The organism is Mucilaginibacter sp. cycad4, from assembly GCF_034263275.1.
In the GTDB taxonomy this organism is placed as follows: Bacteria; Bacteroidota; Bacteroidia; order Sphingobacteriales; family Sphingobacteriaceae; genus Mucilaginibacter.
Genome location: NZ_CP139559.1, coordinates 2,099,986 through 2,125,542 on the forward strand (window position 1 = coordinate 2,099,986; position 25,557 = coordinate 2,125,542).

Consider the following 25,557-nt stretch of genomic DNA (forward strand, 5'->3'; position numbering starts at 1 on the left):
CTATAATCTGTTAAACCAGCCTTTCTTCCAAAATACAAACACCTGTATTATGGCTATCAAAAACATAAATACGATAGCATAAATGTAACCATGATGCCAGTACAATTCGGGCATATTATCCGGAAGGATATGGCCTTTATCATCCTGCCGGGAAAAATTCATCCCATATATACCGGCTATAAAAGTAAGTGGGATAAAGATCACGGAAATGATGGTAAGCACTTTCATGATCTCGTTCATGCGGTTACTTACCATGGATAGGTACAGGTCGATGATACTTGACGTCACCTCTTTATAGTTTTCAATAAGGTCCATGGCCTGGATGCAATGGTCATAGGCATCGCGCAAAAACAATTTAACTTCGGGAGTTATCAGCGGACTTTCAGACCTGATCATGTCATTGATCTTATCCCGCTCGGGCCAGCTGGCACGGCGTACAACAATCAATGTACGTTTTAATTGCTGGGCATTAAACATGATGGTTTTATCGGCGCTGAGATAAAGCTTATCTTCAAGGGCATCCAAATGATCGCCAATTTCGGCCAGCAGCACAAAGTAGGTATCAATTATAGTGTCGGTAAGCGCATAACACATATATCCGGGACCGGCAGTGCGGATAGCACCCTTTCCAGCCTTTAAGCGAGTCTTAACTGCATCAAAGCGTTCCGTATGATCTTCTTCAAAGCTAATGATGATATTATCCTTAATAATAGCCGAAAACTGGCAGTTAATGATCTCGTTATCTTTATTGAAATGAATGATCCGGCTGGTGCAAAAAGCATAATATTCGTATTCATCAAATTTGGGGCGCTGGTGGGTATTGGCAATATCCTCCAAAACCAGGGGGTTTATATTGCAATGCTCACCAATTTGCTCAATGAGCGCGGCATCGCCCAAACCATTGATCTTGATCCAATGGGTATGGTTATCGCATTTATTGAGCTGTTTTAATGCCGTTTTGATATCCTTGCCCTCACAGGTTACGAGTTCATCTTTATTGTATGAGTAAACGGATATAATGGGTTTCAGTGCATCCTCGGCTATCCTGATAGTACCCGGTCGGTCGCCTACATTTCCCGCTTGTTTGTGCTTTTTAAGGCGCAGGCGTTTAAAGTTGCCATTCATCTACAAATAGTTTATGGTTTGCGGACCCTGGTTAAACAGCAGGTCAATGATACTTAGGTTTTTCATAAAGCCCCCACGGTCTTCAAATACCTGGAAATATGGTTTCTGCTGCATATCGCTTTCTTTTTTGGGATGGATAGAAAACCGAAAATCATGCAGGTTAGGATATTCGGCCTGGTATTCATCCGTATAATTTAATTCTGTTTTTATTTTGGTGAGCTTAAGCAGCAGGTTCAAAAGCTCCTGATTATAATCAAACAAGTAGGTAATTTGTTTTTCATAAAAAGGTGCAAAGTCATCTTCATAAAACTCAAAATAAGCCGAACGGCGGTAACAGGCTTGTAAGCTTTGCCAGTGCAGGCGCTGCCACATAAAATCATAGCTGATTTTTACATCTTTAACTTTAGTGTGATTTTTTGAACCTTTAATTACCGGCACCACCAATGCCAGCACACCATCGGGCGAGTAGATATTAGCCCGGTTGCGATAAGTTTGTTTAGGGAAATGTTCTTCTTTTTCTATCTGTATATCAGGCTTGTACGTATTTAACTGTACAAAATAATCTACCGGCGGAAGATAAAACATAGGTAACACAGCGCCTTTTTCAATCATATATTTTATGTTTGTGCTCAAAATTGGCTAAAATAATGATAAAAAAGGGTTTTACTAAGTTAGGGATATTAATTTTATACCTTATATCGCTGCTTCCCTTTTGGTTTTTATACATTTTATCCGATATCGCGTTTGTTATTATTTACTACATTATTCATTACCGCCGCGATGTAGTGCAGCAAAACCTGCGCAATGCCTTTCCGGAAAAAACAGATCAGCAACGCCACGATATTGAACGAAAGTATTATCGTTACCTGGCCGATTTGATAGTAGAGACCATTAAAATGATCACCGTATCAGAAAAACAGATCCGGAAAAGGGTAGTGGCTACCAACTCCGATCTCGTGTTTGACTACTTTGCTAAAGGTAAAAGTATTATTGCAGTTGCCGGCCATTATTGCAATTGGGAAATGGCGGCCCTCAATTTCAACTTTGTTACCGATAAAAGGTTCATGATCATTTACAAAAACCTGTCGAACAAAACATTTGATGATTTTTTTATTAAGATCCGGTCAAGGTTTGGCGGGCAGCCGGTTGCTATGAAGCAAACACTGCGTAAAATGATTGAATACCGCAAGGAACTTACCGTTAGTGTATTGGTTGGCGACCAAACTCCTGTGATGCATGAGGTAAACTATTTCACCAATTTTTTAAACCAGCCGACTGCAGTATTTTTGGGGATTGAAAAGATTGCCAAAACAATTGATGCCGCTGTTGTTTTTTACGACATGAAAAGGGTAAAACGCGGATATTATGAATATACGCTAATCCCGCTTACCGAAACACCAAAAGAAACTGCCGAACACGAAATAACAGATATGCACGTGAAATACCTTGAGGGGATGATCAGGAGAGAACCGCAATACTGGTTATGGTCGCACCGGAGATGGAAGTTTAAGCCGGAGGATTTACATAGATGACCCATACACCTAAAGTTGCTGTAGTTATTTTAAACTGGAACGGCCTAAAATACCTTAAACAATTTCTTCCTTCGGTATTATCCTCAACGTATCCCAACCTGGAGATTGTGATGGGCGATAATGCCTCATCTGATGACTCGACGGCATTTATGCGTGAGCATTATCCATCAGTTAAGATCATCCAAAATGATAAAAACTACGGCTTTACAGGCGGTTATAACCGGGTGCTGGCCCAGGTTGATGCTGATTACTATATCCTCCTTAATTCGGATGTGGAAGTTATCCCCGGTTGGATTGACCCGGTAATTGAATTAATGGAAAGCGATGGTTTAATTGCCGCTGCTGCGCCAAAGATCAGGTCATACGCACAAAAAGATTATTTTGAGCATGCTGGCGCCGCCGGGGGCTTTATTGACAAGCATGGTTACCCGTTTTGCCGCGGCAGGATCTTTTACGAACTGGAAAAGGATACTGGCCAGTATGAGCAATCGGGCGAAGTGTTCTGGGCGTCGGGGGCATCGCTGTTCATCAAAAAAAGTATCTGGGATGAAGCCGGTGGTTTTGATGAAAGCTTTTTTGCCCACATGGAGGAAATCGACCTTTGCTGGCGTTTAAAAAATATGGGTTATAAAGTAATGTACTGCGCGCAATCAACCATATTTCATGTTGGTGGTGGTACACTAAATGCCGAAAATCCGTTTAAGACCTATCTCAACTTCAGGAATAACCTGCTGCTTATAAAAAAGAACCTTCCTTTTTGGCGCGCAGTTTGGGTGATCTGTATCCGCTTTATAATGGATCTGCTTGCCTTGTTCAGGTTTTTGATGGAAGGCAAGCGTAAAGACGCCTGGGCGGTAAGCAGGGCGCACCAAAGTTTTGTGTTGAGTCTGTTTAAGTCGGGAAGTCCGAAGGTCCGAAAGTCCGAAAGTCGGGAAGTTAGGAAACAAAATACTGCAGGTATATACAGGGGCAGTATCGTTTGGGATTTCTTTGTGAAAAAGAAAACTCATTTTACTGATCTTGATCCTTCGGAGTTTTAGCGTCATCTACACCCTGTTCCGGCTCTTCTGCTTTGTCGTTTAAGCCCGGCGCTTCTACTTTAATGGGAGGCAAGCCTTTTGGCCATATTACACGCACATCCTGCTGGCGGAATGGTATGTCGATGCCTGCTTTATTGAAGGCATCATAGATATCTGCCAATACACGGCTTTTAAGCCCAAGCCAGGTATTGATATCAGCTGCCCAGAAAAACACCCTGAAATCAACCGAGCTTTCATTTAAGTTATGCAGAAACACCGAGGGAGGAGGTTCGGTCATGATGTCTTCATGATCGCGGAGCAAGCTGATCAGCACCTCTTTTACCTGTTCGATATTGGATCCATATGCTACCCCAATAATCAGTTCAACCCGGCGGTTATTATTGCTTAGTGTCCAGTTAATTACGTGGTGAGATATTAAGTCGCCATTAGGGATAATTACCTCTGCGCCATCTGCAGTAGCAATTTTACTGGCGCGGATGCCGATATCCATTATAGTACCCGAGCGACTGTCTACCTCAATAATATCTCCAACCTGGATAGGTTTCTCGAAAGCCAATATCAAACCCGATACAAGGTTGTTAACTATGTTTTGTAAACCGAAACCGATACCTATACCAAAGGCACTGATAATAATGGTGATTTTATCAATAGGTACACCTGAAGCAGCAACGGCAAGGAAGAATCCTAAAGCAATCACACCAATGCGGATAAGCAGGGTAGAGGTGCGGTTCTTTTTCTTGGCAACGTCAATATCATTGGCATGCTTGGCCGCAATATCATAAAGATAGCTGATGATCTTTGACGCGATAGATGACAGCCAGATCACGGCAACAAATATGATTACGCTTTGAAACGTGAACTGGGTATTGGTACCGCCAATGCTGCGGTTTTTGGTCAGAAAATCGCCCAGGTAATCAAATACGGTATCTTCAACGTTCAGGTTTTGCGTAAGCATTACCAGCCACAACAAGGTAGCCAATATGCTCAGCACGCTCCTGAACTTATTTTGCATTAATTTGTAATCGATAAAAGAGGTAAGATTGTTGCTCTTTTTACCGGCTTCCAGTTGCAGGAACAAGGCTTCCATAATGATATGCACTATATAATACATAGCCAGGGCAAGCCACAGGTTATACACCACACTAATACCGATGATCTTAGCCAAACTCACCCTGCCGAAAACATTACACACAAAAGATGAGCCCTGCAGAAATATAAAAACCTTCAATATAAAACCGGTATAAGGCAGGTAATCGTCCTTGGCTTTACGCACTTTTGATAAAAACCTGAAACTTATTACCGATGCAGCCATGCCTAAAATCAAAATAGCCACCCTGTCGATATTGGTTACCTGGATATAAAGATTGCTCAGGCTGTAAATAATAGTGATCCCAAATAACTGCAGCATGTAACGGAACATGGTTGCCGGGCATGCCTTTTTTACCAGGTAAAGCAAGGCGATCATCAACACCAATAAAAACATCTCCAATACAATCACAGGCGGATGATCATAAACGTTAGGCAGCAATGTAAAGGTTAAAATAATTGAGGATGCGAACGGGTAATTTACAACGTAATTGGCCTGGCTAAATACACTTTCGGGCGTATCGTTGTCACGTATGATCCTACGGCGACTGGCGCGCACCCAGGCAAAAAAGGCAAATAATACTACTAATCCCGCAAGATGAATAAGTATATCCCGACCGAAGAAAAAGCTAAAAAGCTTGGCGTTCATATTGGCAGTAGCCTTTGTAGCTGTTCCAAAATCGTTGCCTTCGTCGGCATTCATGCTCCAGATGTTGTTATATTCCTGCGACATGGCCCTGATACTAAAGTCCCTGATCTTGGTATCAATCTGGTCTTTAAGGTCGAGTATAGTAATATAAACAGCCGAAGTGCGGTTTTGCAGCAGGCCTACCTTCACCATCACCTTTTTGTTGGTGGTGTCCAGACGGTGATATTTGCTGTCGATAGCTATTTTTTGGATAAGATAAGTAGTGGCCAGTGAGCTATCGGCGGGCAGGATCTTTAAAACGCTATCGCGCGATATGGCGTCCAGATCGTTTTGATTCTGAACGAGTTTACTATTGATATCGGCAAGCTGTTCCTGCCACAAGTCAAGCTGATCATCACTTCGGGTAAGCACATCCCTGATGGTATATAAATATCTTAACGTGCTTGATTTATCATTGTCAATAAGCGATTTGATAAGTGTAACCCTTTTTTCAAACGACGGCAGTTTGGTACTGATATCGGCAGTATCTAACTTTTTTGACAGATTGCTTTTGATCTGGTTAAAGGCAGATGTATAATATTCAACCTTTTGCAGCAGGTTATTTACCGATGTATCCGAGCGTTTAAGCGCCCGCATCATCGAATCGCGCGAAAGGATAGAGGCGCGAAGCGAGTCTCTTACCGATCTTGGCTTTTTCTTTTTGGTTTGGGCAAAGGTATTAACACTGCTTAACAGTGTAACAAAAAGCAAACTTAGCGCGGCAACTCTGAATATTTTAAGCATCTGTAACAATAAGCTGGAAGCAATGTTTAAACGCTTTTTTGCCAAAAGCGTTTTATCAAAACGATAAAATATTTTAATATTATTTAAGCGACAGGTTTTCAATGGCTAAGCGATAGCTATCCATCCCAAAGCCTGCAATTACGCCGCGGCAATTAGCCGCAATCATTGATTTATGCCTGAACTCCTCGCGTTTGTGTACGTTGGAAATATGCACTTCAATAACCGGCGTGTTGATAGCAGCGATAGCATCGGCAATGGCAATTGACGTATGGGTGTATGCCCCTGCGTTCATTACAATACCATCATAACTAAAGCCAACTTCATGCAGTTTATTTATAATTTCGCCCTCAATGTTGCTTTGATAATAATCAATGGTGATGTTTGCATAGCGTTGACGCAGGGTTTCGAGGTAGGTTTCAAAACTGGCATCGCCATAAATTGATTTTTCGCGAACACCTAACAGGTTCAGATTGGGGCCGTTTATTATTTGTATCTTCATCAGTTCAAACTTAGCTATAAATCATCAAAACTAAAATCAATTGGATTGGCGTTCGGCAATAAAAGGTTTCCAGGCATATTTAAAATTAGAGAAGTCGCTGTCCGACAACTCCATCGAAGCTTATAGCCGGGATATAGAAAAGCTATATCAATATTCAGATTCACAGCCGCTTAAATTGAAACCCGAATTAATTACTTTAACTAATTTACGAGAGTTCATCAACTGGATAAATGAGTTGGGGATGATCCCGTCATCCCAGGCCAGGATCCTTTCGGGGATCAAAGCATTTTATAAGTACCTGTTGATGGAAGATGTTATCAAAACAGATCCGTCAGAACTGCTCGAATCGCCAAAAATCAGACGAAAGCTGCCGGATACGTTAAGTTACGAGGAAATTAACAAAATAATAGCTGCGTTGGACCTCTCCAAACCCGAAGGCATACGTAACAAAGCCATCCTGGAAACCCTATACGGTTCAGGCCTGCGTGTATCTGAGCTCACCGAACTGAAACTCTCCAACCTGTACCTTGATATTGAATTTATAAAAGTAACCGGTAAAGGCAACAAAGAGCGATTAGTGCCTATAGGAGGTGAAGCTATAAAAGCGCTGAAGATCTGGATAGAAAATGTAAGGGTACATAACCCTATAAAAAGAGGCGAGGAGGATTATGTTTTCCTGAACCGGCGCGGTACAAGATTAAGCCGGCAAATTATTTTTTTAACCATCAAAAGCTTGGCCGAAACTATAGGGCTTAAGAAAAAGATAAGTCCCCATACCTTTCGGCATTCCTTTGCCACACACCTGGTAGAAGGGGGCGCAGATTTGCGGGCGGTGCAGGAGATGCTGGGCCATGAAAGTATTACCACAACGGAAATTTATACTCATTTGGATAGGGAATATTTAAAAAGTACGATAAGCCAGTTTCATCCCCGCAGTTAAGGTCAGATCAGGTACTGATCAATTACGTCCTGCGGGATCTTTGCCCCACGCCCGGTGGCCATATCAATCATCACGTAATCAAACCAGCCATCACAACAGATCTTTTTGGTAGCTTTATTGGTGATGCTGAACTTTACTCTGCAGCCTTTGTCGTCAATACTTTCAATACCGGTTTTTACAATAAAGTAATCGCCCATGGTTAAGGCGCGCTTATAGTCCACGTGGGCGGTACGTACCACCCAGCCAAAGCCGCGTTCCATAAATTTTTCCATGGCCATCCCATAGCAGCGCTCCATCTGATCGTAGCGCGCAGCCAGTACATAATCAAAGTATTTGCTGTTATGTACGTGCTGAAACATATCTATATCATCAGGGCGTACGCGAAACTCAGATTCGAAGGTGGAAAGTTGGAGCGGTGTATCCATACAGCAAATATAGTAAGTAAAGGCAATTCAATATCTTTTGGGTTCGGCAAGGCAAGTATGCTTTGTTTTGACAATAAGGCAGTTAAATTTTTACACAAATTCTTATGATTAATCGCATATCACATGTTTTTTATGTTTAATAAATATATTATGAAATAAGACAGCAGATTAAACAGAAAGAGGCTGTAAACACAGCCTCTTTCCTTAAAAAGATAAATAAACTTATTGGTTGACCCTGAATGATTCCCAGCCGCCAACGGTAGCCCGGTTGCAGGTCATGGCTTGTGTGCCATTCTCACCTGAAATGTATTTTCCGTTACCACCCCGGAAGGAAACGGTACCATCGGCATTACTCACCCAGTCAAATTGTTCCCACGGGCCAATAGACGTACGGTTGCAGGTAAGAGCCTGGGTACCGTTTTCAGATGATACATATTTACCCGAATTTAACAAGGCAGCTTTACCACCGCCTGCATCAACAATAGTAAATTGTTCCCAGCCACCGGCGGTAACCCGGTTACAATTCATAGGTTGTGTTCCGTTTTCGCTGCTTACGTAGTTATTGTTTGAACCTTTAAGGGTTATCGTTTGTCCTATTGGAGGGGTGGTTGGATTGCTGCCACCCGCTACAGGAGCGGTAGGGCGTACAACAGTAAGCGCAATTTGTCCTTTTAGCATCCTGCCGCCATCGCCTGTTAACCGCAAATAATAATCAGCAGAGCAAACAGTACCGTCCTCGTCCAACGATAAAAAATTAGATCCCGCCGGAACAAATGATGAATTCTCTGATGTTTTGGCAATCTGATTGCCTTCATTGTATTCATCAAACATCGATATATACAGTCCCTGTGCGCCGCCACGGATCAGGTTATAAAACTGGGTCCACATCAGGTCGCCATGCACACGCTGACGTAATTGCAAATCGCCAGGCAGTACGCATGGCTGATAATCAATACCATTAGCGTTGCAATAAGCCTGGTCGCCCACCTGCGTATTGTTGTAAAAATTATTAGCTTCACTTATATTAGCTATTTTACCGATCATCCAGGGCGAGATCATGTTGAGGGCATTAAAGGTTGGCAAAAAATCAGGCCGTACCTCAGTGGCGTTAGGGTCGCGCCAATAAGCAGGTACGCCTCCTATAACATAGCAACCCTGGCTTTTAAACCAATTGATCACATCCAGGCAAACCGCCGCTGAAAATGGATGATCATTATCGTTAAAGCCAAAACCCCAGATACAGACTACCGGTTTACCATTCTGTTTGGCGTAAGCCGATGATGAGGTATAGGCCGACATCTTATTTGTCCAGTCGGTTTTAATTTCCGACTGCATGTTTGTCCAGCCACCTACATCGTACATAATATAAAATTTACGGACTGTAGCCTCGGCGGCGGTTTTTACCTTGGCAGTTATAGCGTCTCGTACCGGACCTTCGCCGCCAGTTGGATTAAAACGCTGCAGCGCCGCGCAATCAATATTATTTTGCTGCATCCACTGAAACTGAACATTAACTGTTTGGTCATTAAAGGAAGAGAACAGCTTTGCCGGGCTTCCGTTATTCAGATTGGCAAACCCTGTTTGATAAGTGCTGGTGTACTCCCGTACATCAGGCCACGATTTAACGCCGATATTATTGGAATTAGGGGCCTGGTTATTGGGGTTAGACCAATGCCACCATAAATTAATGGGCGAACCATCGCCAATAGCGGCAAACCAGCCTTGGTAGCCTACGGTAATTTTACCCACAACATCACCAACCGGCGAAGCTGCTGTTTTTATTTTTGACTGATTATTATTTGATGTATTGATTGAATTGCCAGCCAGGTCCTTTTTTGAGCAGGCACTTGCAATACCTATAATAAGCGCACAGCTTAAAACATAAAGTTTTTTTAAGTTCATAATTTTAGATGTGATTGTTTGATAGATTGGTATATTGACGGGATACAGGCATAACCTGCTAAAAAACCTACGGAGGTTTAAATACGGTAACAGACATAAATAGCAATATTGGTTTAATGGTTTAACCGCAGCCATTTTAGGAAAAGGCATCGGTTTTAATTGGTTGGAGGCAAATAACCATTGTAGGATTAAAAAATACTTAATAAAAACTTAATGAAATTACGTTTCGATCAAACATCCTTCGATGAGCTAATTGACAATATCGCTAAAAACAAAAAGCGGGCGATCTTGTGGACCGTCCGCTTTTGATGAGGATACAGAATCTGTTTTATGACCACCACTTAAGCGGAAAAACTATCTTATCAACCGAGCTTGCCACCATATCCGGCTTAAACGCATAATGGCTCAGCTGGTCTTTACTGGAGATACCAGACAGCACCAGGATTGTTTTATAGCCCATTTGCACACCGCCCTGGATATCAGTCTCCATCGTATCGCCAATTACAGTGGTTTCGGCGGTTTCAAGGCCCAGGAATTTCCTTGCCGAGCGCATCATTACAGGGCTTGGCTTTCCGGTTACAAAGGCCTTACGACCGGTAGCTTCCTCAATCATGGCTGTTGTAGCTGCTATACCTAAATTGTTCCAGCCCGGTTTTTTAGGAGAGGGGTCCCTGTTGGTGGTTATAAACTTAGCGCCGGCCAGGATCATGTCGACCGCGCGCTGCACCATTTCCAAAGTAAAGTTGCGGCCTTCGCCCAAAACAACAAACTCCGGGTCGGAGTCAACAAGTGTGATCCCGTTTTCGTGCAAACTGCTCAGCAAGCCGCCCTCGCCCAGCACAAAAGCGGTACCATTGGGGCTTTGATCGCCCAAAAATTTCCCGGTAGCCATGGCACTTGTATAAATATGTTTTGTTTCTACAGTTATTCCCAATCTTTTAAGCTTGCGTACAACCTCCAGGCTGGTACGCTGGCTGTTGTTGGTCATAAAGGCAAATGGTATATCGTTATCAATAAGGTGTTTGATGAATTTATCAGCGCCCTGTATCAGTTCTTCCCCGCTGTAAATTACCCCATCCATATCAATTAAAAGACCTTGTTTCATAAGTATAAGTTATAAATGTTTTGTTTTGTTAAAGAGGCGATGTTGAATAACCGGCGTTTTAAGCTCCTTCAAAAAAATCGATCAGGCCGCCAAAATAGCTGTCGTTCCACCCGTCAACAATATCATTATAATCATCATCGGGAATGTTGGTGTGCCTTAACTCGGCCGAAGTGCCCTGCTTATCAGCATGCAGTTTGATCGTAACGATAGAATTATCGCTTTGTCCTTCAAAATACCATTGCTGCACTACTTTTTTATTGGGTTCAAACTCAATGTTTTTACCTACAATACTGCCATCCCACATAGAAAATTCGGTACCGGGCTCTGTTGACATTTCGGCGACGTCGCCAGTCCACAATTCAATGGTAACCGGGTTGGTGATGGCCATATAGATCTCTTCGGGAGTGGCCGGTATGCTGTAATATTTTTTAAAATCTTTCACCCGCGCAATTTAGCTGAAATAATTTAAACCTTCACCGGGCCAATTGGCAAAACGGTTTTTCCGTAAATCTCATTCAAAACATTAGCGATACCGGTGTATATGGCCGATGCCCCGCAAATAATACCTTCATAACCGGCCAGGTGTTTAATGCCTGCATTGCCGGTAGCATCGCCGGCTACTAACAGGAAAAATAATATGGTTAACGATGCAAAAACAAATTGCAGCGCGCGGTTAAGCTTTAATGTACCAAAAAACAACAGGAGGGTAAATACACCCCAGATGCTCAGGTAAGCGATCATGGCTCCTTCAGATGGTGCAGCTCCCCAGCCAAACTTAGGCATTACCAAAAGGCCCACTAATGAAAGCCAGAAAAATCCGTAGGAAGTAAATGCTGTCAGCCCGAAGGTATTGTTCTTTTTAGCTTCGATAACCCCGGCAATAACTTGCGCCAAACCGCCGTAAAATATGCCCATGGCCAATATCATGGTGTTTATTTCAAAAAAACCGGCATTGTGAATGTTTAATAAAACGGTGGTCATTCCGAAAGCGCAAAGGCCAAGCGGCGCCGGGTTGGCAATGCCATCCTTCACTGGTACTGGTGTAGTAGGGATCATAATAGGTTTTAGTTTATTTGGTTTGTACCGCAAGCTAACTGATTTATAAATATTAAGCAAGTTTTTCACACCCTTAACCTACTTTTGCGGTAGCCCCACCCAAACCCTGTCGGCGGGAGGGCTTTAAACAACAACAATAAAAGTTTTCTCTTTAGGAGAGATTTAGAGACGCCTACCTATGCAAAAATTAGTATTAATACGCCACGGCGAGAGTACCTGGAACCAGGAAAACAGATTTACGGGCTGGGAAGATGTCGACCTGTCAGAAAAAGGCTACGAACAGGCCCATCATGCCGGAAAGATCCTTAATAAGAATGGCTACAATTTCGATATCGGCTTCACATCCTATTTAAAGCGATCAATCAAAACATTGCATTACATACTGGAGGAGCTCGATCACCTATGGATCCCGGTTGAAAAATCATGGCGGCTAAACGAACGCTTTTATGGTGCCTTACAAGGGTTAAATAAAGATGAAACTATTGCCCGATATGGCAAAGAGCAGGTGTTAAAATGGCGGCGTGACCCGAATGAACACCCGCCTGCTATAACTAAAGATGACGCCCGATACCCTGGCCGTGATCTCAGATACAAGGACCTGACCGAGCGTGAGCTCCCGCTAACCGAAAACCTGAGCGAAACTATGGACAGGGTATTGCCATTTTGGAACGAAAGAATTGTCAGGGCTATGCGCCGCAATCAAAAGGTTATTGTAGTAGCACATGGTAACAGCCTTCGTTCGCTTATAAAATACATTGATAATTTAAGTGATGAGGAAGTAACTGCGCTGGAAATCCCTACCGCTACCCCCTGGGTTTATGAACTTGATGGCGACTTAAATAGGATCAGGCATTATTACCTGGAATAATTTGCCCTCCGGACCTTCATTTCTCTTTTACTTGTAGTACAATTGTTTATCTTGTAAGCCATAAACCAATTAATCCCTAATTAATACGAATGAAAAAATCCGACATCTATGAGGTCGCCATTAAAATACTGGGTATATACCTGTTGGTGGCCGATATCTCTAAACTTCCCGGCCTGATTACTTTTATCGGTAACCATGCAAGTTCACCTGTCGAGCAGCAAGCTGCCGACCAGGGAAGCCTTTTAATCGTAAATGGGTTAAACTTTATTTTCCTGATCGTGTTAGCCGTATTGCTTATTTCCGGCACAAAAAAGATTACCCGCTGGATCACCAATGAAAGTGATTACCAGGAAAACGCGAAACTTTTTGCCGAGCGGAAAGTCATCTACGAAATATCCCTGGTAATAATAGGAGGATTATTGTTGGTTGGCACTATTCCCGATTTTTTATATCACCTGTATACGCTTGCTAATGTTAATGAACAAAGCAGTGTAATATTGGCAGGTGCAAAAATATTCATCGGGATCCTTACCGTAGCTTTTGCTAAGCGAATAGGAGCTTATTTTGCCAGATAGGCTTGAATGATTTTTAATAGTGAAAGGGGGCTGTATCATGAATATCATGATCAGCCTCTTTTTTTGATTTACTAAGATACTTATACTGTATATAGTCTTGGGTTGACCCTACTAACCAAAGGGGGTTAACAGGGTTAACACAATTCAGGGTTGATATTTACATAAATAATTAATAATCAAATAATTGGGTGTTTGTTATGCAGAAAATGTGTAAACCCCCTTTTTGCATAAATATCATCGGCTAAATTTCAATTCATAGGTAACACAGCACCAAGGGTGGTCGATTTGATTTATGATACAGCCGGATTGTAAGTTTTACCAGGTTTACTTAACAATAAGTTAATGAAATAGAAATAATTACGAATTAACCTTTGTGCAGTTTTACCGTATAATTTAACATTATTAACTTATACATTAAAACCTAAAAAATCATTATGCTAAAACTTACTAATCTGCGTATGTGGGTATTGGCCGCTGCCGCAACCGGCATGCTGGCAAGCTGTCAAAAAAATGGCCAGATGCCTGCATTGAAAGATGCTGATCAAACTGCTACCGGTTCAAAAACAATTAAAACCTTAGCTGTATCCTTAACACAGGGTTTTGAAGTTGGCGCAACCAGCCCTAAAACTGCTTATGACGTATCGCCAACCGGTTCATCAAGCGGCGACAATGTTACCCTGTCGGGCAATTCATGGAATATGTATGATGCCCTGATCGGCAATCTCTCTGCCGACCAAAAAGCGGGTTCCTGGAGTGCCCGTGTACGCAATACCGGTAAAATTACTATGCTGTTTGATGTTACTACAGGCGTCAGCACAGTTACCATTAAAAGCGCTACCTACGGCGGCGACAGCCCAAGCACCTGGGGATTGTTTTATTCAGTTAACGGCGGTTCGTCATGGACACAGTCGGGTTCGGCAATTACTACTACATCAACATTAACAGTATCTACATTTACAGTTACACAAACCGGTACTGTACGTTTAGAGATCCGTAAGCTAACCGGCGGTACTAACCGTATCAATATTGATGATATCACCATTAATGATAACAGCGGCGGCGGTACAGGCGGCGGTACCGTGCTTACAGGCAAAAAATTCCTGTTTGATGCAAGTCACCTTGAAAACGCAGGCAGCGCCGACTGGCAGATAGATGCTGATGGCACTGAGCAGGTTGCTATTTACACAGGCGGTACAACTACCGAAACCAAGGCACAACGCATTCCTACTCCTTCATACACAGGTATTACTTCATCTACTACCGAAACTTATTGGAAAGGTGCTCTTTCAGCTTGGGCTGTAGAACTGGTAAAACGTGGTGAGCTGGTTGAATCGCTTCCCGTAGGTACAGCAATTACCTACGGCGGCGGTGGCGCGCAGGACCTGAGCAACTACGATGTATTTGTTGTTTGCGAGCCTAACCGTTTATTTACTGCTGCCGAAAAAACTGCTTTGATGAACTTTGTGGCTAACGGTGGCGGTTTATTCATGATAGCTGATCATACCGCGGCAACAACCGCCGGTACTGATGCCAATGGCTACAACCCTTCAGACCGTGACGGTGATGGTTATGATTCGCCAAGGGTTTGGAATGATCTGATGACCAACAACGGTATCAATAACAATAACCCATTCGGCTTTAGCGTAAATTATGTTGATATCAGCGAAAGCCCGTCAACCAACGTTTATACCGGCTCCAATGCCGATGCACAGAAAGTACTGAACGGTGCGGCAGGCACTGCTTCAAAAATGGCTTTCTACGATGGTTCAACAGCAACCCTGTTCCCGACCAACAACTCAAGCGTACAAGGATTATTCTGGCGTAACAGCGCTACCAATGGTGGCAATGCCAATGCTATGGCATTATTGGCAACCTATGGAAGCGGTCGCGTGGTTTGGATCGGTGATAGTTCAGATGCTGATGACGGCACAGGCGATACCGGCGATAACTTGTTTAACGGCTGGTCGGGCGATGCTCCATCAGGATATACCTCGCATTCGTCATTTCATTTAAATGCGTCGTTCTGGCTGGCTAAAGCCCAGTAAGTATATCATGACCTTTCTTCCGAAAGGGAGAATTACATTTGTTAGTTTAAGTCCTGTTGCCACCGGCAACAGGACTTTTTTTATTTCCCTGCTTCAAACAAGTTAGTTGCTTTTGCAGTTATCATAGTACGAGGTGATCAATGAGGTCGTCTCTTGTTTACCTATACAAAAACATCACCATGAAAAATTATGAAACCTTAGTGGATGCCACTAATGACCTCATGAAGAGGGGATATACGGCCAACCTTAGCCTTGATGGCGATACTATTGATGATAAAGAAAAAGATATCAGGATGACTGCCGATGACTTTGAGATTGATGAGTTTTACCGCTTTGAAGGCCCAAGTAACCCATCGGATATGTCGATAGTATACGCTGTATCATCGTCAAAATATAACTTAAAAGGCGTGCTGGTAAATGCTTATGGCACTTATGCTGATGATAGCTCATCAGCCCTGGCTGCCAAGTTGCATCATGGCCAGGTAAGTCATAACCTGCACGGTGAAGACAGGCCGACGGAGTAAGTCTTAAGTCGAAAATCTTAAGTTAAAAGTCGGTGACAAATATTTCTGTAGGGACAGCGGGATATTTGTTGCCGGCTTTTGGCTTTTATGATGGTCAATCTTTAAAAATCTCTGCTTAGGGGAGATTCAGAGAGGTTTACGGCTCAATTCTTTCATCATTTTTCTCCCCGCCGACTGGATGGCTGCAGTACCGTTACGCATCAGGAATTCAAGCTGGGCAGGCAACTCATCGGCCACCCAGGGGTAACGATACCGCAAATTAAGCAAAGCCCAGCCCGCAAATACTTTCACCGCTATTTTAACTTTTGGATCTATCATCCAGTCAAAAAGCTGCTCAACAGCAGGTTCAAGATCAAGGCTGTTAAGTTTTTGTTTTACCGGGGAGTGTTCTTTTTCTTCGGTTGCGTGCATCAGTATTTTGGCGTAATGCCTTTGGCAGCCGGGGTTCGTAACCTGTGGTAACCGTTCAATAAAATATTGCAGGTTGCCGGTAAAAACATCAGCATCCTTCAAAAACATATTTTCAAGCAGCCATGCCGCGCGGAAAGCGAGAGGCTTGTCGGAATGAAAGGTAGTGTCTATCAGGTCGCGCAAATCAAACTGTTGTTCGGTCAAAATACGGCTTAGTTCAAGCACTTTGAGTTTGCCTATGGTGTTCGCTATTTTTTGTGTGAGTTCGTCGCGGGTCATTATAGTAGCTTAAAAGTAAATAAATGCCGATACTTAACCTAAAACACTTGCTCATTTTTGGCATTCACTTTCAATGTCACCAAAAGTTATACATTTGCTGTCCGTATTAACAATTTAATAGATACATGGTTAAATTCAACCGATTTACACTTGACAATGGCCTCAGGGTTATTGTGCATGAAGATAATACAACGCCAATGGCAGTGCTCAATATTCTGTATGATGTTGGCGCACGCGATGAAGATCCGGAACAAACCGGCTTCGCCCACTTATTTGAGCACCTGATGTTTGGCGGATCCGTAAACATTCCTGTTTATGACGAACCACTGCAAAGGGTAGGAGGCGAAAATAATGCCTTTACCAGCAACGATATTACCAACTATTACATAACCCTGCCATCGGCCAACCTCGAAACCGCATTTTGGTTGGAGAGTGACCGGATGCTGAGCCTTGCTTTTAGCGAAAAAAGCCTTGAGGTGCAGCGTAACGTGGTTATAGAGGAGTTTAAACAACGTTACTTAAATCAGCCTTACGGCGATGTTTGGTTAAAGCTTCGCCCGCTGGTTTACAAAAAACACCCTTACCGCTGGGCAACCATTGGTAAAACCATCAAACATATTGAGGATGCACAAATCGAAGACGTAAAAGCCTTCTTCAAAAAACATTACAACCCTCAAAACGCAATTGTAGTGGTAGGCGGTAATGTAACCACCGAACAGGTAAAAGCGCTTTCCGAAAAATGGTTTGCCCCGATCCCGGCCGGCGAAAAATATCACCGCAGCCTTCCCCAGGAACCTGAACAACAGGAAGCCCGGCGTGAAACTGTTACAGCCAAAGTGCCGCTTAATGATGTGTATATAGCTTTCCAGATGGGTACACGTACCGACGAGGATTATTATGTGGTTGAGCTGCTTTCGGATATTCTCTCCCGCGGTAACTCGTCACGGTTGTACAAATCGCTCATCAAGGAAAAACAGATTTTTAGCGAGGTTCATGCCTACATTACCGGCAGTTTAGATAAAGGAATGTTTGTGTTAGAAGGCAAGCCGCTTGAAGGCATCAGCATTGAACAGGCGGAAGCGGCATTATGGGAAGAGCTGGAGAAAATAAAAGCTGAGGAGATCCCGGCAGATGAGCTTACTAAAGTTCAGAATAAAACCGAATCAACCATGATTTTCTCAGAAATGTCATTATTGGATAAGGCCATGAACCTGGCCTCATTTGAGTTGCTTGGCGATGCTGACCTGATTAACCATGAAACAGCAAAATATCTTGCTGTAAGCGCTGCTCAGGTAAAAGCACAAGCCAATAAACTGTTCAGAAAAGATAATTCATCCACGCTTATTTATTTAGCAGAGAAGTAACCTTGATTTGCCTGATTTTGGGATTGCCCTGATACAAAGTACTTATTGAATTAAGAATCCTAAAATCATGAAAATCAAGGTCAAATAGTATACATATGATCAACAGAAAATTAGCCCCCGAATTCAGGGCTATCGATAATATTAATCTGATTAGGCCGGAGCACAGGAAACTCAGCAATGGCTGCAATATTTTTTGCTTCAACTCCGGCGACCAGGAGCTGGTGCGTATTGAGTGGATCTTCGGCAACCTGAGCTTTGATCCGGCGAAGCCATTGCTTAATATGGCCGTAAACTCCATGCTTACCGATGGTACTACAACTTTAACAGCTGCGCAAATTGCCGACAAAATTGACTTTTACGGCGCGTTTTTGCAAGTTGATTATGGGTACGAAAACTCGCAGGTAACACTGTATAGCCTGAACAAGCACCTGCATCACACGCTGCCGGTTATTGCCGATATCCTGAACAATTCCATTTTTCCGGAAAAGGAACTGGAGACTTTCAAGCGCAATCAACAACAAAAATTGCAGGTTAGCCTGCAAAAAAATGATGTTGTGGCCCGCAGGGCTTTTAACAGGGCAGTTTATGGAGCTACCATTTTTGGATATGCTGCCGAGATGACCGACTATCAAACCCTTCAGCGCAATGATATGCTGGCACATTACAAAAAAATGTACCAGCCTTCAAATTGCACTATCATTATAGCGGGTAAGGTTGAACCGGAAACGCTAACACTGCTTACAGATACCTTTGATAAAAACTGGGAAAATAACCTACCCCCGGCTATTACAATACAGCCCGATATTAAAGCAGCAGCCAACCTGTTTTATTTTACAGAGAAACCGGAAGCATTGCAATCGGCAATCCGGATAGGTACACCGATCATCAACCGTTCGCATGAGGACTTTCAGGCGTTACAGGTTTTAAATACGGTATTCGGCGGTTATTTTGGATCGCGGCTAATGGCTAACATCCGCGAGGATAAAGGGTATACCTATGGTATAGGATCGGGGCTGGCCTCATTTAAGCAGGGCGGGTCATTTTTTATAGCGACTGAAGTTGGCGCAGATGTTTGCAAGCCGGCGGTTGCCGAAATTGAAAAAGAAATAAACATCCTGAAAACTGAACTGTTGCCTGAAGAAGAATTATCATTAGTGCGCAATTATATGCTTGGCTCATTATTGGGCAGCCTTGAAAATGTGTTTTCGCATGCCGACAAGTTCAAAACCATCTATTTTGCGGGTTTGGATTATGATTATTATGACAGGTACACGGTAACCGTAAAAAATATCACTTCAGATAAGCTGATTCAACTGGCTAATACTTATTTCAACTTCGATCAGTTTTACAAAGTGATTGTAGGGAAATATTAAGCCCCACCCAACCCTCCCCGGATGGGGAGGGCTAAAAGATACAAGTCTCCCCAACCGGGGAGATTAAAGGGTGCCGCCAATTATCATCTCAGGGCAATTTTAAATAAATCCGAAATCGAAATTCCAAAATCCGAAATATTTTATTACCTTTGCCCGGCAAATAATAACTCCAAAATAATTATTTGCTATGCAGTTAGACCCATCAAAATTTGTTGCCGAAGGATTAACTTACGACGACGTTTTACTACTCCCGGCTTATTCAGAAGTGTTACCGCGCGAAGTGAATACCAGCACTTACTTAACTAAAAGCATCCGGTTAAACATTCCTATTATCTCGGCCGCCATGGATACCGTTACCGAGGCTGATCTGGCTATTGCCATTGCACAGGCAGGTGGTATAGGTATGTTGCACAAAAACATGACCATACAGGCGCAAGCCGATGAGGTGCGCAAGGTTAAACGCTCAGAAAGCGGTATGATCCAGGACCCGGTAACTTTACTTGAAGATGCTTTACTTGCAGATGCTTTCCAGATCATGAGAGAATTCAGCATTGGTGGTATCCCGGTAATTGACGCCGATCATAACCTGAAAGGCATTATCACCAACCGCGATCTTCGTTTCCAAAAGGATATGAGCGTTCCTGTAAGCGAAGTAATGACCAAAACTAACCTGATCACTGCACCGGAAGGGACAACCTTAACTGACGCTGCCAACATACTGCAAAGCAATAAAATTGAGAAACTACCGGTTGTGAATAAAGATGGGAAACTGGTAGGCCTCATTACTTATAAAGATATTCAGAAAGTTAAAAACTTCCCTAACGCCTGTAAAGACGAGTACGGTCGTTTACGCGTAGGTGCAGCTGTTGGTGTAGCCGCCGATAACATTGACCGTGTAACTGCACTGGTTAACGCCGGTGTGGATGTGATTACGGTTGATACAGCACATGGCCACTCAAAAGGAGTTATTGATATGGTTAAGGCAGTTAAAAAACTCTATCCTAACCTGCAGGTAATTGCCGGTAACATTGCCACAGGCGATGCTGCTATTGCCCTTGCCGATGCCGGCGCAGACGCGGTTAAAGTAGGTATTGGCCCTGGTTCAATTTGCACTACCCGTATCATTGCAGGTGTAGGTGTACCGCAGTTATATGCAGTTTACGAATGTGCCAAAGCCCTTGAAGGCCGCGGTATCCCGGTAATTGCCGATGGCGGTATCAAACAAACCGGCGATATCGTTAAAGCTATAGCAGCCGGTGCGAGCTCAATCATGGCAGGTTCATTATTTGCCGGTGTGGAAGAATCACCCGGCGAAACTATTATATACGAAGGCCGTAAATTTAAATCATACCGTGGTATGGGTTCGGTTGAAGCGATGGCTAAAGGTTCAAAAGACCGTTATTTCCAGGATGAAACCGACGTGGTAACCAAACTGGTTCCTGAGGGTATTGTTGGCCGCGTACCATTTAAAGGTAGCATGGCCGAAGTGATATTCCAATACATCGGTGGTTTACGTGCCGGTATGCATTATTGTGGTGCCGCCAATATCGAAGACCTGCAACGTGCCAAATTTGTGAGGATCACCGCTGCCGGTATGCGCGAAAGCCATCCGCATGATATCACTATTACCAAAGAAGCTCCTAACTATACCAGCAGGTAACTCTTATATAAACTGCATAAAATAAAGAGTCTGAAAGATGCAGCATCTTTCAGACTCTTTTGTTTTTAATGACCTTATTGGCCGGTCATAGATGAAGACTTTGAAATTAAGCCGTTGGCTGTAATGATCTTCAATGCCTGATCATAATTGAAACCTACTTTAACGAGCGCGTCAAAATAGTCTTTATTTAATTTAGCTATTTCGGCTATTTTGCCTGGTTGCTTAAAATAGGCAAGCTGAGCATCGAGTACTGATTTAGCCATCGAGGCATACATCGGCCCCATAGAACTCATCGCGTTTTGCATATCATTGGAGGAGTTTCCATAAAATGAACCTGTAGAGGCTGAGTCGGCGGCAACTGGTGGCGGTGGAAGCAAAACTACGTCTGTTACCTTAACACGCTTGGTTACGGCAGCTTGTTCGGTTAAACTAACATTATAAAAATTAAAATAACTTATTCCGGATTTGTGTAACCCGGCGTGTTCAATAATATCAATGGATTTTGCAGCAGCCGGTATTTTTTTAAAATAGATTTTAAATTCAAGTTTATCACCAGCCTTTTTTAATACATCTTTATTGGGCACCATGGCTATGTTTTCCGACTTAACATAGTCATAATGCTCGTTGCTCAAATCAGTTTGAATAAAGATCTCTTTATTGAGTTGGACCCAAGCATTATCCTGATAGGCGTAGTTTTCAAAAGTCACAATAGTATACTGGCTATTGGTTTCAATTTTTTTGATAATTGTTGACTGATCGTCTTTTTGCTCAACGTTAGGAGTTGTAATGTTTTGCGCGAATGCCTGCGCTGCAATAATAAAAAAGGTGATAATGGTTAAAATAGGTTTTTTCATGTGATAATTTTTTTAAATATATCAATAATATAAATGTTGTTGTAATAGAATTAACCGGTAACAAAACCTTAATAGGCCATCAAACAAATTTTACTATTATTGAGCATGAAATCTATCTGTGTATTCTGCGGCGCTAATTTCAACGGCGACCCTGTATTAAAACAAGCTATTGATCAACTGGCGGAGGTAATGGTGAGTCGTGATATCGCCCTTGTATTTGGCGGCGGTAAAGTTGGTGTTATGGGTTTAATAGCAGATGCCGTGTTAAGCAGAGGAGGCAAGGCCATAGGCATTATTCCGCAATTTTTAATGGATAAAGAGGTTGGGCATACCGGTTTAACGGAGTTGCATATAGTTGAAAATATGCACCAGCGCAAGCAAATGATGAATGACCTTTGTGAGGGTATCATCACACTTCCCGGAGGTTTAGGTACCCTTGAAGAATTTTTTGAGGTATTAACCTGGCTGCAATTAGGTTTGCATAATCACCCGATCGGCTTGCTAAACGTCAATGGTTTTTACGACCTGTTACTTAAACAGATGGACGTAATGGTTGAGCAGCGTTTTCTAAAGCCAACCAATCGCGAACTGATCCTTACCTCTGGCAATCCAATAGAACTGGTAAACCTGATGGATAATTTCAATGCCAAACCCGATGATGTATGGTTTAAGGATAGAAATCTTACTTAAGTCTTAAGTTCGAAGTTTTAGTCAAAAGTTTTGGTGTTTGCGAAGGTTTATAAGCTGATGAACTGCCTGCTGCCAACTATTTACTGCTAACTGTCTTATCTCTTTAAAACAAAACCGTTTGCAATTCCCTTTTTAGATAGGAAATTTTCTAAATTACCTGTCCTATCTAAAACCAATTATGAATATCGAATTCAATAAAAATGAAGATATTAACAAGCAGCTTGTTTACGAACTAAACACCCGGCTTAACAAAGTATACCAGGGCGGTGGCGAAAAAGCAGCAGCCAAACAAAAAGAAAAAGGAAAAATGCTGGCCCGCGAACGGGTGGATTATCTGATTGATAAAGATAAACCATGGCTGGAGGTGGGTGCTTTTGTTGCAGACGGGATGTATGCTGAACACGGCGGCTGCCCATCCGGTGGTGTTATTTGCGGTATCGGGTATATATCGGGCAGGCAATGTATTATTGTGGCTAATGATGCTACAGTAAAAGCAGGGGCCTGGTTCCCGATAACGGCTAAAAAGAACCTCCGTGCCCAGGAAATCGCCATTGAAAACAAATTACCCATCATCTACCTCGTCGATTCGGCCGGGGTTTATCTGCCCTTGCAGGACGAGATCTTTCCGGATAAGGAGCACTTCGGCCGGATTTTTCGCAATAACGCCATCATGAGCAGTATGGGGATTATCCAGATCGCTGCCATTATGGGTTCATGTGTAGCAGGAGGGGCATACCTCCCAATTATGAGCGATGAAGCTATGATTGTGGAAGGTACGGGCTCGGTTTTCCTGGCGGGGTCATATCTCGTAAAATCGGCCATTGGTGAGGATGTGGATAACGAAACCCTCGGAGGTGCCACCACCCATTGCGAAATTTCAGGCGTTACCGATTATAAGCAGCCTAATGATCGGGCCGCGCTTGATTCCATCCGCAATATCATGAGCATGACGGGCGATTATACCAAAGCCGGTTTCGATCGGATCCAACCCTCTGCTCCAAAACTCAGTGAAAAAGAAATCTATGGCATACTGCCCGATAACCGGGAAAAGGCTTATGACATGAAGGAGATCATGCTCCGTTTGTTGGATAATTCAGAGTTTGAACCCTATAAAGATGGTTACGGACAATCCATTATTTGCGGCTTAGGCCGTATTGACGGCTGGGCCGTAGGCATTGTTGCTAATCAGCGCAAGGTGATCAAATCAAAAAAAGGGGAGATGCAATTTGGCGGTGTGATCTATTCCGACTCGGCAGATAAGGCTACCCGTTTTATCATGAACTGTAATCAGAAGAAGATCCCGTTGGTGTTTTTACAGGATGTCACCGGTTTTATGGTGGGCAGCCGCTCGGAGCAGGGGGGCATCATTAAAGATGGTGCTAAAATGGTGAATGCAGTAGCAAATTCTGTTGTGCCTAAGTTTACCATTGTTATAGGCAATAGCTACGGGGCAGGCAATTACGCCATGTGCGGCAAAGCCTATGATCCGCGATTGATCTATGCCTGGCCATCGGCCAAAATTGCAGTAATGGGCGGCGGACAAGCAGCCAAAACGCTGTTACAAATCCAGGCAGCCGGCTTCAAAGCCAAAGGTGAAGAGATTGATGCTGTAAAAGAAGCTGAATTGTTAAAACAGATAACCGACAGGTATAACGCCCAAACAACTCCATACTATGCAGCAGCCAGGCTTTGGGTTGATGGGATCATCGATCCGCTTGAAACCCGAAAGGTAATATCTATGGGCATCGAGGCCGCTAATCATGCGCCTATTGAAAAGGCATTTAATGTGGGGGTGATACAAACGTAGCTTTTAGTGATTAGAGGTTGGAGATAGGGGATTAGTAAAATCTCTTATTTGAAGATACTTAAAGATAAGTTGTAGATAAAACGTCATTGCGAGGTACGAAGCAATCGCGAACTTTACAGGGCGGACCTGCCGATCGGGGATTGCTTCGTACCTCACAATGACGTTTTTAAGATTATCTTGCGTTCATTTGTAACGCAAATAAAACTAACCTCTATGTCTTTTATGCTTTTTCTTTGGTGATTTTGACGAAGATGAGCTTTTTTTATCCGAAGATTTTTTCTCCTCAACTTTAACCGGTTGATTATCGGATGCTTTATTGCTTACATCAGTCGAATCTTTACTCAACTGTTTTACAGTAAACTCATTACCGCGTAAACCATACTCCAGCTGGCGTTTAGCCCCTGAAGGTTTGGCCTCTTTGCCTGTGCCATTAAATATCGGGAATTCCCGCATCAGCTTACCATCCCTGATATAGAAATTATCATTACCACGATAGCCTTTACGCTGTGAACTGGTTAATCTTGGAAAATCGAGCTTATCAGGCTTGCTGTTATTATCGTTAAATTCAAAAGCGTAGATAGATGTATAATTGGTTGTATCTTTTGATTTTGCCTGGATCAGGATCTCCGGGTTGCCATCTACATCCATGTCTGAATTGTAAACGTCAATAATAGCACCATCCAAATCACCGGTTGTTGTGGTATATTTTATGGCCGATGAATCCGAATGTAATATCATGAAGGCCCCGGCTTCTTCTGAACCGCGGCCCCAGCTCAAAACATCATAGCTTTGCCCCGGCGATACCTCTATCAGTTTGTGAAACCTGAAAGGCGCCATTAATTCCGGCTTTTTAGGTACCGTTGGAGTAGCGGGTTTTTTTGTTTCCGTCCCGCCGCATCCTGCCATTAATGCGCTTATCGCAAGCACAAAAAGGTAAAACCTGTTAGTCATATTTTTTTATGATT

24 protein-coding genes are annotated in these 25,557 nt (G+C 43.0%); 12 read left to right on the forward strand and 12 right to left on the reverse strand.

The window, feature by feature from the left end; genetic code table 11:
* Together corA and SNE26_RS08500 are read right to left on the reverse strand one after the other, a co-directional pair.
* Positions 1-1,125, reverse strand: a complete 1,125-nt coding sequence (corA, locus tag SNE26_RS08495) for a magnesium/cobalt transporter CorA (protein ID WP_321558930.1) — start codon at positions 1,123-1,125, stop codon at positions 1-3.
* Positions 1,126-1,737, reverse strand: coding sequence for a WbqC family protein (locus tag SNE26_RS08500; protein ID WP_321558931.1), 612 nt, complete (start codon positions 1,735-1,737; stop codon positions 1,126-1,128). It lies immediately after the preceding gene.
* A 35-nt stretch (positions 1,738-1,772) separates the two neighbouring features.
* Here SNE26_RS08500 and SNE26_RS08505 point away from each other — a divergent pair, with 35 nt between their 5' ends.
* A complete protein-coding gene (locus SNE26_RS08505) occupies positions 1,773-2,657 on the forward strand; it encodes a lysophospholipid acyltransferase family protein (protein WP_321558932.1) in 885 nt (294 codons plus the stop codon).
* The gene (locus SNE26_RS08510; protein ID WP_321558933.1) at positions 2,654-3,697 is read left to right on the forward strand and encodes a glycosyltransferase family 2 protein; all 1,044 of its coding nucleotides are present in this window, start codon (positions 2,654-2,656) and stop codon (positions 3,695-3,697) included. Before SNE26_RS08505 ends, SNE26_RS08510 begins: the two co-directional genes overlap by 4 nt.
* On the opposite strand, the gene SNE26_RS08515 is transcribed toward SNE26_RS08510, so the two are convergent.
* Positions 3,669-6,215, reverse strand: coding sequence for a mechanosensitive ion channel domain-containing protein (locus SNE26_RS08515; protein WP_321558934.1), 2,547 nt, complete (start codon positions 6,213-6,215; stop codon positions 3,669-3,671). The genes SNE26_RS08510 and SNE26_RS08515 overlap by 29 nt on opposite strands.
* Positions 6,216-6,294: 79 nt before the next feature.
* Complete coding sequence (gene aroQ, locus SNE26_RS08520) at positions 6,295-6,714, reverse strand: type II 3-dehydroquinate dehydratase (RefSeq protein ID WP_321558935.1); 420 nt, start codon at positions 6,712-6,714, stop codon at positions 6,295-6,297.
* Between the two features lie 40 nt (positions 6,715-6,754).
* Between aroQ and xerD the strand changes: the two genes are divergently transcribed.
* Positions 6,755-7,654 (forward strand): site-specific tyrosine recombinase XerD, encoded by a 900-nt coding sequence (gene xerD / locus SNE26_RS08525; RefSeq protein WP_321558936.1) that lies wholly within the window; start codon positions 6,755-6,757, stop codon positions 7,652-7,654.
* A gap of 2 nt (positions 7,655-7,656) precedes the next feature.
* On the opposite strand, the gene SNE26_RS08530 is transcribed toward xerD, so the two are convergent.
* From SNE26_RS08530 to SNE26_RS08550, 5 genes are all read right to left on the reverse strand, one after another.
* Entirely contained in the window at positions 7,657-8,079 is a 423-nt protein-coding gene (locus SNE26_RS08530; RefSeq protein WP_321558937.1) for an acyl-CoA thioesterase, read from the reverse strand.
* A 222-nt stretch (positions 8,080-8,301) separates the two neighbouring features.
* Positions 8,302-9,981, reverse strand: coding sequence for a hypothetical protein (locus tag SNE26_RS08535; RefSeq protein ID WP_321558938.1), 1,680 nt, complete (start codon positions 9,979-9,981; stop codon positions 8,302-8,304).
* A 328-nt stretch (positions 9,982-10,309) separates the two neighbouring features.
* Complete coding sequence (locus tag SNE26_RS08540; RefSeq protein ID WP_090525692.1) at positions 10,310-11,086, reverse strand: HAD-IIA family hydrolase; 777 nt, start codon at positions 11,084-11,086, stop codon at positions 10,310-10,312.
* A 58-nt stretch (positions 11,087-11,144) separates the two neighbouring features.
* Entirely contained in the window at positions 11,145-11,528 is a 384-nt protein-coding gene (locus SNE26_RS08545; protein ID WP_321558939.1) for an SRPBCC domain-containing protein, read from the reverse strand.
* Between the two features lie 23 nt (positions 11,529-11,551).
* Entirely contained in the window at positions 11,552-12,142 is a 591-nt protein-coding gene (locus SNE26_RS08550; RefSeq protein ID WP_321558940.1) for an acetate uptake transporter, read from the reverse strand.
* Positions 12,143-12,320: 178 nt separating this feature from the next.
* Between SNE26_RS08550 and gpmA the strand changes: the two genes are divergently transcribed.
* The 4 genes from gpmA (at position 12,321) to SNE26_RS08570 (ending at position 16,154) form a co-directional block, all read left to right on the forward strand.
* Complete coding sequence (gpmA, locus tag SNE26_RS08555) at positions 12,321-13,010, forward strand: 2,3-diphosphoglycerate-dependent phosphoglycerate mutase (protein WP_321558941.1); 690 nt, start codon at positions 12,321-12,323, stop codon at positions 13,008-13,010.
* 89 nt (positions 13,011-13,099) lie between these two features.
* A complete protein-coding gene (locus SNE26_RS08560) occupies positions 13,100-13,585 on the forward strand; it encodes a hypothetical protein (protein ID WP_321558942.1) in 486 nt (161 codons plus the stop codon).
* A 434-nt stretch (positions 13,586-14,019) separates the two neighbouring features.
* Positions 14,020-15,630 (forward strand): hypothetical protein, encoded by a 1,611-nt coding sequence (locus SNE26_RS08565; RefSeq protein WP_321558943.1) that lies wholly within the window; start codon positions 14,020-14,022, stop codon positions 15,628-15,630.
* 179 nt (positions 15,631-15,809) lie between these two features.
* Positions 15,810-16,154 (forward strand): phosphoribosylpyrophosphate synthetase, encoded by a 345-nt coding sequence (locus SNE26_RS08570; protein WP_321558944.1) that lies wholly within the window; start codon positions 15,810-15,812, stop codon positions 16,152-16,154.
* 126 nt (positions 16,155-16,280) lie between these two features.
* On the opposite strand, the gene SNE26_RS08575 is transcribed toward SNE26_RS08570, so the two are convergent.
* Positions 16,281-16,844: a hypothetical protein gene (locus SNE26_RS08575; protein WP_321558945.1), complete on the reverse strand. Its 564-nt coding sequence runs from the start codon at positions 16,842-16,844 to the stop codon at positions 16,281-16,283.
* A 125-nt stretch (positions 16,845-16,969) separates the two neighbouring features.
* On the opposite strand from SNE26_RS08575, the gene SNE26_RS08580 reads away from it, so the two are divergent.
* The 3 genes from SNE26_RS08580 (at position 16,970) to guaB (ending at position 21,241) form a co-directional block, all read left to right on the forward strand.
* Positions 16,970-18,208: a pitrilysin family protein gene (locus SNE26_RS08580; protein ID WP_321558946.1), complete on the forward strand. Its 1,239-nt coding sequence runs from the start codon at positions 16,970-16,972 to the stop codon at positions 18,206-18,208.
* Positions 18,209-18,303: 95 nt separating this feature from the next.
* Entirely contained in the window at positions 18,304-19,581 is a 1,278-nt protein-coding gene (locus tag SNE26_RS08585) for a pitrilysin family protein (protein WP_321558947.1), read from the forward strand.
* A gap of 187 nt (positions 19,582-19,768) precedes the next feature.
* Complete coding sequence (gene guaB / locus SNE26_RS08590) at positions 19,769-21,241, forward strand: IMP dehydrogenase (protein ID WP_321558948.1); 1,473 nt, start codon at positions 19,769-19,771, stop codon at positions 21,239-21,241.
* 74 nt (positions 21,242-21,315) lie between these two features.
* Here the strand turns inward: guaB and SNE26_RS08595 are convergent, their stop codons facing one another.
* A complete protein-coding gene (locus SNE26_RS08595) occupies positions 21,316-22,095 on the reverse strand; it encodes a hypothetical protein (protein ID WP_321558949.1) in 780 nt (259 codons plus the stop codon).
* Between the two features lie 105 nt (positions 22,096-22,200).
* Between SNE26_RS08595 and SNE26_RS08600 the strand changes: the two genes are divergently transcribed.
* The gene (locus SNE26_RS08600) at positions 22,201-22,785 is read left to right on the forward strand and encodes a TIGR00730 family Rossman fold protein (protein WP_321558950.1); all 585 of its coding nucleotides are present in this window, start codon (positions 22,201-22,203) and stop codon (positions 22,783-22,785) included.
* A gap of 178 nt (positions 22,786-22,963) precedes the next feature.
* The gene (locus SNE26_RS08605; RefSeq protein WP_321558951.1) at positions 22,964-24,592 is read left to right on the forward strand and encodes a carboxyl transferase domain-containing protein; all 1,629 of its coding nucleotides are present in this window, start codon (positions 22,964-22,966) and stop codon (positions 24,590-24,592) included.
* Between the two features lie 204 nt (positions 24,593-24,796).
* Here SNE26_RS08605 and SNE26_RS08610 read toward each other — a convergent pair whose 3' ends face one another.
* A complete protein-coding gene (locus tag SNE26_RS08610; protein ID WP_321558952.1) occupies positions 24,797-25,543 on the reverse strand; it encodes a hypothetical protein in 747 nt (248 codons plus the stop codon).
* Positions 25,544-25,557 lie beyond the last annotated feature (14 nt).

What these genes read in the sequence shown, in the direction of transcription:
- corA (WP_321558930.1), bottom strand. Translation starts at nt 1,125, where the DNA reads ATGAATGGCAACTTTAAACGCCTGCGCCTTAAAAAGCACAAACAAGCG.
- SNE26_RS08500 (WP_321558931.1), bottom strand. Translation starts at nt 1,737, where the DNA reads ATGATTGAAAAAGGCGCTGTGTTACCTATGTTTTATCTTCCGCCGGTA.
- SNE26_RS08505 (WP_321558932.1), top strand. Translation starts at nt 1,773, where the DNA reads ATGATAAAAAAGGGTTTTACTAAGTTAGGGATATTAATTTTATACCTT.
- SNE26_RS08510 (WP_321558933.1), top strand. Translation starts at nt 2,654, where the DNA reads ATGACCCATACACCTAAAGTTGCTGTAGTTATTTTAAACTGGAACGGC.
- SNE26_RS08515 (WP_321558934.1), bottom strand. Translation starts at nt 6,215, where the DNA reads ATGCTTAAAATATTCAGAGTTGCCGCGCTAAGTTTGCTTTTTGTTACA.
- aroQ (WP_321558935.1), bottom strand. Translation starts at nt 6,714, where the DNA reads ATGAAGATACAAATAATAAACGGCCCCAATCTGAACCTGTTAGGTGTT.
- SNE26_RS08530 (WP_321558937.1), bottom strand. Translation starts at nt 8,079, where the DNA reads ATGGATACACCGCTCCAACTTTCCACCTTCGAATCTGAGTTTCGCGTA.
- SNE26_RS08535 (WP_321558938.1), bottom strand. Translation starts at nt 9,981, where the DNA reads ATGAACTTAAAAAAACTTTATGTTTTAAGCTGTGCGCTTATTATAGGT.
- SNE26_RS08540 (WP_090525692.1), bottom strand. Translation starts at nt 11,086, where the DNA reads ATGAAACAAGGTCTTTTAATTGATATGGATGGGGTAATTTACAGCGGG.
- SNE26_RS08550 (WP_321558940.1), bottom strand. Translation starts at nt 12,142, where the DNA reads ATGATCCCTACTACACCAGTACCAGTGAAGGATGGCATTGCCAACCCG.
- gpmA (WP_321558941.1), top strand. Translation starts at nt 12,321, where the DNA reads ATGCAAAAATTAGTATTAATACGCCACGGCGAGAGTACCTGGAACCAG.
- SNE26_RS08560 (WP_321558942.1), top strand. Translation starts at nt 13,100, where the DNA reads ATGAAAAAATCCGACATCTATGAGGTCGCCATTAAAATACTGGGTATA.
- SNE26_RS08565 (WP_321558943.1), top strand. Translation starts at nt 14,020, where the DNA reads ATGCTAAAACTTACTAATCTGCGTATGTGGGTATTGGCCGCTGCCGCA.
- SNE26_RS08570 (WP_321558944.1), top strand. Translation starts at nt 15,810, where the DNA reads ATGAAAAATTATGAAACCTTAGTGGATGCCACTAATGACCTCATGAAG.
- SNE26_RS08575 (WP_321558945.1), bottom strand. Translation starts at nt 16,844, where the DNA reads ATGACCCGCGACGAACTCACACAAAAAATAGCGAACACCATAGGCAAA.
- SNE26_RS08580 (WP_321558946.1), top strand. Translation starts at nt 16,970, where the DNA reads ATGGTTAAATTCAACCGATTTACACTTGACAATGGCCTCAGGGTTATT.
- SNE26_RS08585 (WP_321558947.1), top strand. Translation starts at nt 18,304, where the DNA reads ATGATCAACAGAAAATTAGCCCCCGAATTCAGGGCTATCGATAATATT.
- guaB (WP_321558948.1), top strand. Translation starts at nt 19,769, where the DNA reads ATGCAGTTAGACCCATCAAAATTTGTTGCCGAAGGATTAACTTACGAC.
- SNE26_RS08595 (WP_321558949.1), bottom strand. Translation starts at nt 22,095, where the DNA reads ATGAAAAAACCTATTTTAACCATTATCACCTTTTTTATTATTGCAGCG.
- SNE26_RS08600 (WP_321558950.1), top strand. Translation starts at nt 22,201, where the DNA reads ATGAAATCTATCTGTGTATTCTGCGGCGCTAATTTCAACGGCGACCCT.
- SNE26_RS08605 (WP_321558951.1), top strand. Translation starts at nt 22,964, where the DNA reads ATGAATATCGAATTCAATAAAAATGAAGATATTAACAAGCAGCTTGTT.
- SNE26_RS08610 (WP_321558952.1), bottom strand. Translation starts at nt 25,543, where the DNA reads ATGACTAACAGGTTTTACCTTTTTGTGCTTGCGATAAGCGCATTAATG.